The organism is Actinomycetota bacterium (assembly GCA_035765775.1).
Taxonomy (GTDB): Bacteria; Actinomycetota; CADDZG01; order JAHWKV01; family JAOPZY01; genus DASTWV01.
On sequence record DASTWV010000043.1, the window covers coordinates 205,899 to 218,113 of the forward strand.

The following is a 12,215-nucleotide window of genomic DNA, read 5'->3' on the forward strand; positions in this document are numbered from 1 at the left end:
AGCCGCATGGACTCACGCTTCGACGACATCTTCGAGGACCCCCAGAACAGCGTGTTCAAGGTGGTCTTCTTCCCGGACCGGGTGTACCACGCCTACTCGCTCTCGGCGACCCGGAGCGACCGCTACCGCTACAACGTGCAGGAGGTGCGCAACGCGCTCGACATCTGCGTGATGAAGGGCGAGGTTTTCCTGGACGGCGCCTTCTACTCCAACCTCATCCGGGTCGAGTACCGGGGCGGGCGCCTGATCGAGGGCATCCGCGAGAAGAACCGCTACATGAAAGACGAGGTGATGTGCTGGGTGAAGCTGCTCCCCGACGACGCCTCCAAGGGGGCCGAGGACACCCTGCACCTGCACTACGACCCCCGCATCGGGGCCTACTACGCCGAGGTCTGGCAGACCCTGGAGCCGCCGGCGGGCAACTGGCACGACTTCAAGGTGATGAACCTCATGGGCCACGAGAACGCCATCACCTGCATCCCCGCCTTCCTGCCGGCACTGACCGATCTCAAGTCCCTCACCCGGGTGGACCTCGCCTTCCGGGAGAACGACGTCGAGATCCCCCGCGGCTACCACATCGGCGTGAACGACGCCGTGTGGGACAACGACTACCTGCGCTCCCACGAGGCGCCCACCACCCAGAACCCGAGCGACGCCTCCAACACCATCGCCGACTCCAACTACGAGCTGACCTTCCAGCGGGAGTTCGTCGTGGACGCCAACACGGTGGCCCCGGTGCGCTACCGCAACCCGATGATGGACGCCGGCAACCCCGACGCCGCCGACACCAACATCATCGAGATGCGCTGGCTGTTCCAGCGCGAGCTGGGCGGTTCCCTGGTGTTCTTCCACGAGGTGACCGTGCCGCCGGGCGTCGTCGAGGGCACCCACCAGCACATCGGCACCGAGGAGCTGTACTACATCGTCTCGGGCACCGGCTTCGCCTACGTCGGCGAGGGGATGGCGGCCGGCACCGAGAACCTGCCCACGGTGACCCGCTGGATCTACGGCATGGGGCCGCAGCCGTGCAAGGAGGTGCCCGTGTCGCCGGGCAAGGTGATCTTCACCAAGAGCGGCGGCATCCACGGCATCCGCAACCCGGGCACCGAACCGCTGAAGTTCGTCGCCTTCCTGTACCACACCGCCTGAAATCGGGGACCGCGTGGAGATCCTGCACACCGACGTCGTCATCAACGTCCCGCCCGGGACGACGCCCGCGTACAACGCCCACAACCCGCTGCTCAAGCTGCTGCGGTTGATGGAGCAGGTACAGCTGGCCGCCTCCCGGGAGGTCTACCTGAGTGAGCAGACCCAGTTCCTGTTCCCCATCTCCGACCTCACCCTGTACGGCCCGTCGGGCGGCGACCACGACATCCTGGACCCCACCCAGCAGGACAACAAGACCGACTTCCAGAAGCAGAATGTGGACGACTTCCACACCACCGACACCTTCCTGGTGCGCGGTCTGGCGGCCACCGCGGACTGGAGCGGGCCGTTCCTGCGCCTCTCCTACCGGGGCGGGCCGGACTCGCTGCTCTCGCAGAAGTCGGGCCATGCCCTGGGCGCCAGCATCCGCTGCAGCGTGCAGGTGGGCAGCGCCGCCTTCCAGACCCTGACCCTGCCCTACAACGAGGCCAGCGACCGCTACGAGGTGGAGATCTGGGGGTACCCAGGCAACGACCTGGCCGACCAGCTGGACGCCCGCGGGAAGGCCGCCCTGACCAGCGGCGAGCTGGTGGTGCGCACCGACATCGTTCAGGGGGCGGCGTCGGACTTCAACCGGGACGGGCTGGACGGCCAGTACGTCACCCAGGTGGCGCCCAACCACACGATGCACCCCATCCTGCCGCTCACCGTGGTGGTGGCCTTCTCCGACAGCGGCGGGACGGTGTGGGACAACAACAACGGGGCCAACTACACCTACCAGTTCAACATGATCGTGCGGGGCTGGGACAACTACCTGGGCGTGGGCATCAGCCCCAACCCGCACGGTGGGGTGGGGTTCCTGGAGTACCGCAACCTGCTGTCCAACTACGGGCGCTACGCCGGCAGCCACACGATGGACCGCACCCTGATGCCGTGGAACTTCGACGCCTTCGGCCACAAGGGCCACAACGGCGACGTGGAGCCCTTCCTGGCGGTGGAGTACATGGACCTCCACATCGTCCTGCCCGACTGCGGCATCGGCCTGCACCGCCACCGGGACAACCAGGAGGTCTTCCTGATGATGGACGGCGACGGGTTCATGGTGGTGGGCGACTGGTGCAAGATGGACGCCCGGGAGCGGTGCATGGAGATCCGCACGCTGCGCGCCGGCCACTTCGCCATGCTGAAGGGCGGCAACCTGCATGCCCTCATCAACCCGAGTGACGAGAACCTGTCCCTGTTCATGTTCGGCGGCTACGACTAGGGTCTAGCTTCCTATGGACGTGTATCCCGGCAGGCCCTCGCCGATGGGCGCCACGCTCGACGGGTCGGGTGCCAACTTTGCGGTGTACTCGGCCTCGGCGGCCAAGGGCGAGGTGGTGCTGTGCCTGTTCGCCGACGACGGCACCGAGACCCAGCTGCCGGTGGACCACCGCACCGGCGACGTCTGGCACGCCTACGTCCCCGGGATCGCCGCCGGGCAGCGCTACGGCTACCGGCTGACCGGTCCGTGGTACCCGCAGGGCGGGGTATGGGCAAACGAGCACAAGTTGCTGGTCGATCCCTGGGCGAAGGCGATGGACGGCGCCTACGACGGGGACCAGGCGGTGGTGGCGCACGCCCCCAACGACCGCTTCACCGCCGATACCCGGGAGTCTGCCCCCCACGTGCCGAGGTCGGTGGTCATCGACCCGGCTTTCGACTGGGGTGCCGACAAGCCCCCCGGCTACGCCCTCGGGGACTCGGTCATCTACGAGACCCACGTGCGGGGCTTTTCGAAGCAGCACCCTCAGGTGCCGACTGCCCTGCAAGGCACGTACGCCGGGCTGGCGTCGGCCCCGATGGTCGCCCACCTCACCTCGCTGGGGGTGACCGCGGTCGAGCTGATGCCGGTGCACCAGTTCGCCCCCGAGCCGACGCTGTTGTCGATGGGCCTCACCGAGTACTGGGGCTACATGAGCATCGGCTACTTTGCCCCGCACGGGGCCTACTCGTCCGCCGGGACCCGGGGCCAGCAGGTGACCGAGTTCAAGTCGATGGTGAAGGCCCTGCACGCCGCCGGCCTCGAGGTGATCCTCGACGTGGTCTACAACCACACCGGCGAGGGCAACGCCGACGGGCCGATGCTGGCCTTCCGGGGGCTCGACAACCCGACCTACTACCGGCTGGCACCCGGGGACCGTTCGACCTATGTGGATTACAGCGGCACGGGCAACACCGTGGACGCCGGCCAGCCCGAAGCCCTGCGCCTGATGCTGTCGAGCCTGCGCTACTGGGTCACCGAGATGCACGTGGACGGCTTCCGCTTCGACCTGGCCGCCGTCCTTGCCCGGCAGGAGACCAGCATCGACCGGGCGTCGGCATTCCTCGACCTGGTGTACCAGGACCCGGTGCTGTCGGAGGTCAAGCTGATCGCCGAGCCGTGGGACGCCACCGGCGGCTACTTCCTGGGCCAGTTCCCGGCGATGTGGTCGCAGTGGAACGACCAGTACCGGGGCACCATCCGGGACTGGTGGCGGGCCGCAGCTCCGATCGGCACCCTGGCCTCCCGCCTGGCAGGGTCGGCTGACGTCTTCCCGGCCCCGGACCTCTCGCCCGAGTCGTCGATCAACTACGTCACCTGCCACGACGGCTTCACCCTCGCCGACCTGGTCTCCTACGGCGGCAAGCACAACCAGGCCAACGGGGCCAACAACACCGACGGCACCGACGACAACCGGTCGTGGAACTGCGGGGCCGAGGGACCGACCAGCGACGCTGCGGTGGTGGCGCTTCGGGCCCAGCAGCGGCGCAACTTCCTCGCCACGCTCATGGTGTCCCAGGGGGTGCCGATGCTGTGCGGGGGCGACGAGATCGGCCGCACCCAGCAGGGCAACAACAACGCCTACTGCCAGGACAACGCCCTCACCTGGTACGACTGGGGCGGCTCCCAGGGCCTCGGCCAGGAGCGCTCGGACCTGCTCGCCTTCACCAAGCTGGCCATCGGCCTGCGCCGTGCCCACCCGGTCTTCCGGCGGCGCACGTTCTTCCTGGGCCAGCAGCCGCCCGGCGGGCACGGCGACGACATCGACTGGATCTGGCTGGACGGCACGCCGATGACGCCCGGCCAGTGGAACTCGGGGTCGCTGGCGCTGGGCATGTGGCTGAACGGGGCGGCCCTGGTGGACACCGACGCCCACGGCACGGTGCTGACCGACGACACGTTCCTGGTGCTGTTCAACGCCTCGTGGAACCCGGCGGGCTTCACCCTGCCGCCGGCCGCCCGGGGCAACACCTGGACGCCGGTCCTCGACACGACGCAGGCCACCGGCGCCCCGCCGGCCCCGGCGCCGGTCCTGGCGGCCGGGGCGGGCCTGACGGTGGCACCGCGCAGCATGGTGGTGCTGCGCAAGGCGAGCTGAGGGTACGCGGCTGGGTTTCGTCGTAAATTCTGGGGACTATTTTCGGTGAAAATGACGGCAAACAGTCCCCAGAACTTTTAGGCGCCGCCCCCGCCGCCCTCGCCGCCCTCCAAGACCGACTTCAGGTTCGCCAGGCAGGCCACCTCGGCGTCCATCGTCTTGCGGATCATCCCGCCCATGAGCTTCATCATCCCCTTCGCCTACAGGTCCAGGGCGAAGCGCACCGAGGTCTTGCCGGGTTCTGGCTCCGAGAGGTCGAAGGTGCCCGTCGGCCGGGCAGGGCCCGCCACCACGGCGAAGGCGAGCCTGCTGGGCGCCTCCATGGTGGTGATCCGGTAGTCGCCGGCGATGCGCTTGCCCCGGGGGCCTTTGATCCCCTGGGCATAGGTGGCGCCCACGGCCGGCCCGCCGGCGGGCGGGGTGATGTCCAGGACGCCGGGGCGCCAGCGAGGGTTGTTGGCGCCGTCGGCCAGGAAGCCGAAGACGGTGGCAATGGGAGCGTCGATGGTGACGGTGTTCTCGGCGTGCGGCATGCTCTGTCCTCCCTCTCAGGCGATCCCCGCCTCCGCGGCGCATTGCGCCCGGCGGGCAGCGAGGAACCGCTCCTCGGCAACGTTGTGCACCAGCTGCAGTGCCCGGTCGTAGTCGGCGATGGCCTCCCCCGGGCGCCCGGCCCGGCGCAGGAGGTCGGCCCGGGTGGCCCACAGCAGGTGGTAGTGCCCCAGGCTCCCTGCGTCGACGAGGTCGTCCAGGGCCGGCAGGGCGGCGCGGGGACCCGACGCCATGGCGACGGCGACCGCCCGGTTCAGGGCCACGACGTCCGAGGGCGCGGTCTCGCTCAGGCGGTCGTACAGCGCCACGAGGGCTGCCCAGTCGGTGGCCTCCCAGGAAGGCGCCCGGGCGTGGATGCCGGCAATCGCGCCCTGCAAGGTCAGGGGCCCCCGCTCGGCACCGGCGAGGGCCTCGGCCCGGCGCAGGGCTCCGTCGCCGGCCTGGATCAGTGCCCGGTCCCAGCGGGAGCGGTCCTGGTCGGCGAGGACCACGATGTCGCCTTGGCTGTCGGTGCGGGCGGGGAGGCGGGATGCGGTGTAGGCCATGAGCGCCAGCAGGCCGTGGACCTCAGGCTCCGCCGGGACCAGTTCTGCCAGCAGACGACCCAGACGCAGCGCCTCGTCGCACAGGTCGGGCCGGGTGAGGTCGTCACCCTCGCCCGCGGTATGGCCCTCGTTGAAGATCAGGTACACCACCCGCAGCACGCCGGGGAGGCGCTCGGCCCACTCTCCGGGCGCGGGCACAGCGAAGCCGGCGCCCGACTCCGCCAGCGTGCGCTTCGCCCGCACGATGCGCTGCGCCACGGTCGCCTCGGGCTGCAGGAACCCCCGGGCGATCTGGCGGGTCGAGAGGCCGGCCACCCACCGGAGGGTGAGTGCGGCCTGGGCGTCGGGGCCGAGGAGGGGATGGCAACTGACGAACATGAGCCGGAGGCGGTCGTCCTCGATGGCCGGAGGCTCCTCGAGGTCCCCCTCCGGCAACGGAGGTACCGCATTGAGGCGGGTTCGCTGGCGGGCGGCATCCCGGAGGTAGTTGCGCGCCCGGTTGCGGGCCGCGGTCATCAGCCAGGCCCCGGGCCGATCGGGGACGCCGGTGAAGGGCCACCGGCCGAGGGCACTGACCATGGCGTCCTGGACGATCTCCTCGGCGGCGTGGAGGTCGCCCACCATCCGGGCCACGGCGCCCATCAGCACCGGCCATTCGGTGCGGAAGCACTCCTGCAGGGCGTCGGCGGTCTCGCTCACGGGAAGCTCCCGGCAGCATCGACGGGCAGGACCCGGACATCGGCGAAGCGGGACTCGGGGCAGGATCGGGCGAGCCCCACGGCCGCCTCCATGTCGGGCACCGACACCAGCAGCCAGGCGTGCACCTCGCCCGACGTGGCGCCCGGCAGGCTGATCACCGCAGGCGCGCCCCCGGCCGTGCGCACGGTGAGGACCGGGCCGTCGATGTGCCCGCCCCCCAGGAGGGTGCCCGAGGCCCGCAGCCCCTCCACCCAGGCCGCCAGCCGCCCGGTGCGGCCGCCCAGCTCGCCGGCCGACGCCGAGCGCCCGCCGTCGCCCGCCAGCAGCAGCACCGCCCGCATGCACCTCGCCTCCGCCGTTGGCCGCCCCTACTGCAGCGGCAGGATTTCCCGGATCTCGACGGCGCCGTAGCGGGCAGCCGGGCACCCTTCGGCAATGGCCACCGCCTCCTCCATGGAGGCCGCGTCCACCAGGCAGAACCCGCCGATGACCTCCTTGGTCTCGGCGTAGGGGCCGTCGATCACGCTGGCCGCACCGCCCCGGCGCTTGACCGACCTGGCCTGGCCGCCTGCCTGCAGCGGGGCGCCGCCCCGCAGGTTCCCCTGGGCCACCAGCCCGGCGGTCCAGGCCAGCATGTCGCGCATGACGTCGGCACGGTCGGCGGTCTCGGCGTCCTGGCCGCCCTCCCAGATCAGGTACAGGTAGTCCATGGCGGAACCTCCCGGTTTCGTGGCTCGGGGTCGATTGTCACCCTGTACGACACCGGACTCCAGCCCAGATCGACATCTCCTCGGCGCTCCGGTCCTGGAGGGCAACTGGTCCGCTCGGGGTGGTCATCTCGCCGTTGGGATAGGACGCCGCCGGTTCTCTAGACATGGGCTCTGACCAGCCAACATCTCTACACATGCTCTTCGTTGCGTCCTTGCCCGTTCATATATATTATGGTTGATGAGCGCAGAAGATGACTGTATCTCTAAAGGAGTTGACGACAGGCGTAGACGGCTCGTAGGGCTGTTCACGCTTTTGATCATGCTCGCTCTGGCACTCCCGGCGACCTCCGCGGTGGCCGCAGCGACGAAGCCGGCCCTTCGGGTGCCAACCAGGGGGACCGGGGCAGGAACCCCGGATCCCTTTGCCGTGCTCTGGACTGTCGCGGACCCCCGGGGCGGCGTCATTGCCATGCGGGTGGGCCGAGACCGCAACACGGCGGGCGCCTGGGGCGACGGATGGGAGAACTTCGGGCTGGCACACGTGGCAAAGGGACATCTGGGCTTTGGCAAGGAATGGGCTGATCCGGCTGTGATGAATTACTGGCTAAGGAGAGCCATCACCATGCCCAGCGGCATCTACCCAGACCTGAATGATACACATAATGATCTTTATATTCTTTGTGTGGAACTTAGGATTCTAGGCACCCGTATTCGCATAACAACGACCGTGGTTGTGGATATGCGCCCTTACAAGGACTTCAAGCCGCTAGGCGTCAAGACTGCTTTTCAAAAAGTGGAAGGCTTCTGACCCAGCCCGGGCGAACCTTCCGGGGTACGATTATGGAAATGCTCGATCAGAAGATCAAGGCTCGCCTGTTTCCCGACTACGGGCCGGGCTCCCCCCTGTGGACCCCGGGGCACCGGGTCGAGTGGCATGAGTTGGAGTTGGGTCCCTCGCTGCGGGCGCGGCTCAGGGCTTGGAACGAAGACGCGTTGCATGACACAGGTCGGGACCTCTCCGACGAGGACATCGTTTCTGAGGGCTTCGAACTGGCTAGGCTGCTGAGCGACGAGCTGCAGTGGACGGTCACGTACGAACCGTAGCCAACATGGCTCGCCTGCTGAGCGACGAGCTGCACTGGACTGTGACGTACAGAGCCTAGGCGGCTGAGCGCTTTCTTGTGACGCCTAACTACCGCAGGGGTAGTTGAACGTCACGAGAACGGGTGAGGTGGCCCAGGGCCGGCCATACGGCTGTCCGATTTCTACTAGCCACAGCCCGCTCGGGTCGGGCACCATGGGTGCCATGACGTTCTCCGGCCTCGATTTCGACCAGTGCTACCGGGCCGTGGCCAGCCGCGACGCCCGCTTCGACGGCTGGTTCATCGTCGGGGTCACCACCACCGGCATCTACTGCCGGCCCAGCTGCCCGGCCCCCGTGCGCCCCAAGGCGGCCAACGTGGCGTTCTACAAGACCTCGGCGGCGGCCCAGCTGGCCGGGTTCCGGGCCTGCAAGCGCTGCCGGCCCGACGCGGTACCCGGCTCGCCGGAGTGGGACACCCGAACCGACCTGGCGGGCCGGGCGATCCGCCTGATCGCCGACGGCATGGTGGACCGGGTTGGGGTCGCCGGCCTTGCCACCCACCTGGCGGTGAGCGAGCGGCAGCTGCACCGGACCCTCGTGGAGGCAGTGGGAGCCCCGGCTCTGGCGGTGGCCCGCTCCCACCGGGCGCAGACCGCCCGGGTGCTGATCGAGACCACCGACCTGGCCTTCGCCGAGATCGCCTTCGGGGCCGGGTTCCCGAGCATCCGCCAGTTCAACGACACCATCCGATCGGTATTCGCCGCCACCCCGACCGAGCTGCGGGCCGGGGCCCGCAAGGGTCGGCCGGCGCCGGCGGGACGCCTTGTGCTGCGCCTCCCGCTGCGGCCCCCCTTCGACGGGCAGGCCCTGCTCGCCTGGTTCGCCGCCCGGGCGGTACCCGGCATGGAGTCAGTCGGCCCGGGCGGGTACCGCCGGGTCCTGCAACTACCCGGCGGGCCGGGCACAGTGGCGCTGCGGCCAGCGCCCGACCATGTGTCGGCCGCCTTCCAACTCGGGTCCGTCGCCGACCTCCCTGCCGCCGTCGCCCGGTGCCGGCGCCTGCTGGACCTGGACGCCGACCCGGGCACCTACGGCGAGGCGCTGGCGGCCGACCCCGTCCTGGCGCCGCTGGTGCGGAGGCGCCCGGGGCTGCGAGCCCCCGGGGCGGCGGACGAGGCCGAGATGGCCATCCGGGTGGTGATCGGCCAGCAGATCTCCCTGGGGGCCGCCCGGACCATCGCCGGCCGCCTGGTGGCCGCCTTCGGGAAGCCTCTCGACGGTGCCGATGGCCCGCTCACCCACGCGTTCCCGAGCCCTGCGACGCTGGCCGAGGCCGGGCCGGCAGCCCTCCGGGCGCTCGGCCTGACCGGCACCCGGGCCGCCACGGTCACCGACCTTGCCCGGCGCCTGGCGGACGGCGAGCTGATCCTGGACCCCGGCGCCGACCGGGCCGAAGCCCGCCGGGCGCTGCTGGCCATCCCGGGCGTCGGGCCGTGGACCGCCGAGGTCATCGCGCTGCGTGCCTTGCGGGACCCGGATGCCTTCCCGGCCAGCGATCTCGGGCTACGGCGGGCGGCGGTGCGTGCGGGCATCGACGACCCCGAGCACCGGGCCGAGGGGTGGCGGCCGTGGCGCAGCTATGCGACCCACTATTTGTGGACGGTGCTGGACAAGGCTTTTGACGAGGAAAAGGAGGAGGCAACATGGCGATGACCCAGGTGCAGACCCCGATCGGGCTGCTGACCGTGGTGGCCGGGGCGGCCGGCGTGCAGCAGATCCTGTTCGATGGCCAGCCGCCCCCCACCGGCGCCTCGGACGAGCCCGCCGGTGCCGTCCTGGACGAGGCCGCAGCGCAGCTCCGGCAATATTTCGCAGGCGACCGGACTTCCTTTGACTTCCCCATCGATCTACGCGGTACCGCCTTCCAGCAGAAGGCCTGGCTGGCCCTGGCCACCATCCCGTTCGGCGAGACGATCAGCTACGGGGAACAAGCCCGGCGGGTGGGCCGGCCGACGGCGGCCCGGGCGATCGGGGCCGCCAACGGGCGCAACCCGGTGCCCATCGTCCTCCCCTGCCACCGGGTGATCGGGGCCAGCGGGGCACTGACCGGTTTCGGCGGTGGCCTGGACGTGAAGCAGGCGCTCCTGGAGCACGAGCGCCGGGTGGGGGCGGGATCCTGACGGAGCTCCGGCCCCAAGGCTAGGATCGCGGGCGTGACGCCCCAGAGGCCCGCGAGCTCGTTCGGCCCCCCGCCTCCCCCCGAACCCCCGGAGGAGCCGTCCCCCGCGGCCCAGGCGGCGCCGGCTGGGCCAGTGCAGCCGGCCCGGGTCAGTTCGTTCGGCACCCCCGCTCCGGCACCGACGGAGACTGCGCCCGCCGAGGCTGCCGCCCCATGGACGCCGGCCGGGGACGGCATGGCCCCCCCGGGGAGCAGCGGGGTGAGCGTGGACGTGTCCACCCCGGCGCCCCCTCCCCCGGCACCGGAGCCGAAACCCAGGAAAGCCAAGTGGTCCCTCTTCGGGCGGCGCCACAAGGCAGAGGCCCCGACCCCCGGCCCAGTTGCAGCGCCCGCCGCTCCCCCGGCGCTGACTCCGCCGCCAGTCACCCCGCCACCGCCACTTCTGCACGCCCCGGAGCCCGGATCCCTCGCCGAGCCGGAACCGGAACCCGAACGCCTCCCCGCTCCCCCGCCGGTCGCCGCTGAGACGACCCCGGCTCCGCCCCCGGTCGGTGGCGGCGATCGACCGCCGCGCCGGCGCTTCGCTTCGAGTCTGGGCACCGCCGCAGCACCGGTATCCGAACCTGTGCCCGAACCTGTGCCCGAACCTGTGCCCGTGCCAGTGCCTGAACCGGCCCCGCCCCGGCCAGAGCCCGACCCTGTCCCCCCGGCCCCCGAGCCCCTGCCGTGGACCCCGGAGAGCCCGCTCGGCCCCGCCCCGAGCGCAGCCGCCCTGCCGAGCGCTGAGGCGTGGCCCGATGAAGCGTGGGCAGCCCGGCCCCCAGCCCTTCCGGATCCCGCTCTGGCCCCGCCGGATCCCGCTCTGGCCCCGCCGGATCTCGCTCTGGCCCCGCCCGAGCCCGCCGCGCCAACTGGCGAACCGCCACCCCTGGAACCGGTCGCGGCCCCGGAACCGCCCGAGCCCTGGGTGGAACCCCTGCCCAGCCGCCGGCGGCGCCCTGAGGCCCCGGCCAGCAGCCTCGGGACCCTGGCGGGGCCGCTCCAGCCCGCCGTCGAGGCCGGCCCCCAGTTCGGGGCTCCCACCCCGCTCCCGCCCTCCGCCGCCGAACCCGGGGTCGATCAGGCCGGGCAGCAAGCCGCCGAGCCGGCGCCACCGCAGTTCCAGATCGACCCGGCGATGGCCGCCCAGATCATTGACGCAGTAAAGATCTACGGCAGCGGCGACACCGCGGTGCGCGCCTTGGGCGGCATCTCGCTCAGCTTCGCCCGCGGCCGCTTCACCGCCATCATGGGGCCCTCGGGGTCGGGCAAGTCCACGCTGATGCACTGCCTGGCCGGCCTGGACCGCCTGAGTAGCGGGACGGTGCTCATCGGGGGCGTGCAGCTTGACCGGCTGACCGACAAGGCCCTCACCCAGCTCCGCCGGGACCGGGTCGGCTTCGTCTTCCAGACCTACAACCTGGTGCCGACGCTGACGGCCATCGAGAACATCACCCTGCCCCTCGACCTCGCCCGGGCCAAGCGGGACAAGGCGTGGATCGACTCGGTGATCGACACCCTGCGGATCCGGGACCGGCTCGGCCACAAGCCCGACGAGCTCTCAGGCGGCCAGCAGCAGCGGGTGGCGGTGGCCCGGGCGCTGGTGACCCGGCCGGAGATCATCTTCGCCGACGAGCCCACCGGCAACCTGGACACCCGGGCGGGCGCTGAGGTCCTCAGCATCCTCAAGGCCAGCGTGCAGGACCTCGGCCAGACCGTGGTCATGGTGACCCACGACCCGGTGGCCGCCGGCTACGCCGACCGGGCCATATTCCTGGTGGACGGCCTCGCTGTGAGCGAGATGTTCGAGCCCACAGCCGAGCGGGTGCTGGACCAGATGAAGACGCTCGGGGGCTGACC

12 protein-coding genes are annotated in these 12,215 nt (G+C 70.8%); 8 read left to right on the forward strand and 4 right to left on the reverse strand.

The features are described from left to right. Positions 1-6 precede the first annotated feature (6 nt). Genes VFW71_10365 through glgX form a run of 3 tightly spaced genes read left to right on the forward strand, consistent with a single transcriptional unit; the run spans position 7 to position 4,547 of the window. Positions 7-1,149, forward strand: coding sequence for a cupin domain-containing protein (locus VFW71_10365; GenBank protein HEU5003164.1), 1,143 nt, complete (start codon positions 7-9; stop codon positions 1,147-1,149). 13 nt (positions 1,150-1,162) lie between these two features. Further along, positions 1,163-2,410, forward strand: coding sequence for a cupin domain-containing protein (locus VFW71_10370; GenBank protein HEU5003165.1), 1,248 nt, complete (start codon positions 1,163-1,165; stop codon positions 2,408-2,410). Positions 2,411-2,423: 13 nt separating this feature from the next. Then, positions 2,424-4,547, forward strand: a complete 2,124-nt coding sequence (glgX, locus tag VFW71_10375; protein HEU5003166.1) for a glycogen debranching protein GlgX — start codon at positions 2,424-2,426, stop codon at positions 4,545-4,547. Between the two features lie 200 nt (positions 4,548-4,747). On the opposite strand, the gene VFW71_10380 is transcribed toward glgX, so the two are convergent. Genes VFW71_10380 through VFW71_10395 form a run of 4 tightly spaced genes read right to left on the reverse strand, consistent with a single transcriptional unit; the run spans position 4,748 to position 7,053 of the window. Next, positions 4,748-5,080, reverse strand: coding sequence for an SRPBCC family protein (locus VFW71_10380; GenBank protein HEU5003167.1), 333 nt, complete (start codon positions 5,078-5,080; stop codon positions 4,748-4,750). Between the two features lie 15 nt (positions 5,081-5,095). After that, positions 5,096-6,343 (reverse strand): sigma-70 family RNA polymerase sigma factor, encoded by a 1,248-nt coding sequence (locus VFW71_10385; GenBank protein HEU5003168.1) that lies wholly within the window; start codon positions 6,341-6,343, stop codon positions 5,096-5,098. Beyond that, a complete protein-coding gene (locus tag VFW71_10390) occupies positions 6,340-6,684 on the reverse strand; it encodes a hypothetical protein (GenBank protein HEU5003169.1) in 345 nt (114 codons plus the stop codon). The genes VFW71_10385 and VFW71_10390 overlap by 4 nt, the downstream gene beginning before the upstream one ends. Before the next feature lie 27 nt (positions 6,685-6,711). Next, positions 6,712-7,053: a YciI family protein gene (locus VFW71_10395; GenBank protein HEU5003170.1), complete on the reverse strand. Its 342-nt coding sequence runs from the start codon at positions 7,051-7,053 to the stop codon at positions 6,712-6,714. 238 nt (positions 7,054-7,291) lie between these two features. Here VFW71_10395 and VFW71_10400 point away from each other — a divergent pair, with 238 nt between their 5' ends. The 5 genes from VFW71_10400 to VFW71_10420 all read left to right on the forward strand — a co-directional run bounded on the left by VFW71_10400 (position 7,292) and on the right by VFW71_10420 (position 12,213). Then, positions 7,292-7,861, forward strand: coding sequence for a hypothetical protein (locus tag VFW71_10400; protein ID HEU5003171.1), 570 nt, complete (start codon positions 7,292-7,294; stop codon positions 7,859-7,861). A 38-nt stretch (positions 7,862-7,899) separates the two neighbouring features. Continuing rightward, a complete protein-coding gene (locus VFW71_10405; GenBank protein HEU5003172.1) occupies positions 7,900-8,157 on the forward strand; it encodes a hypothetical protein in 258 nt (85 codons plus the stop codon). Positions 8,158-8,359: 202 nt separating this feature from the next. Beyond that, a complete protein-coding gene (locus VFW71_10410) occupies positions 8,360-9,850 on the forward strand; it encodes an AlkA N-terminal domain-containing protein (protein HEU5003173.1) in 1,491 nt (496 codons plus the stop codon). Then, the gene (locus VFW71_10415; protein ID HEU5003174.1) at positions 9,841-10,317 is read left to right on the forward strand and encodes a methylated-DNA--[protein]-cysteine S-methyltransferase; all 477 of its coding nucleotides are present in this window, start codon (positions 9,841-9,843) and stop codon (positions 10,315-10,317) included. The genes VFW71_10410 and VFW71_10415 overlap by 10 nt, the downstream gene beginning before the upstream one ends. A gap of 1,176 nt (positions 10,318-11,493) precedes the next feature. Then, positions 11,494-12,213 carry an ABC transporter ATP-binding protein gene (locus VFW71_10420; protein HEU5003175.1) on the forward strand — a complete coding sequence of 240 codons (720 nt, stop codon included), beginning with the start codon at positions 11,494-11,496 and terminating at the stop codon, positions 12,211-12,213. Positions 12,214-12,215: the final 2 nt, after the last annotated feature.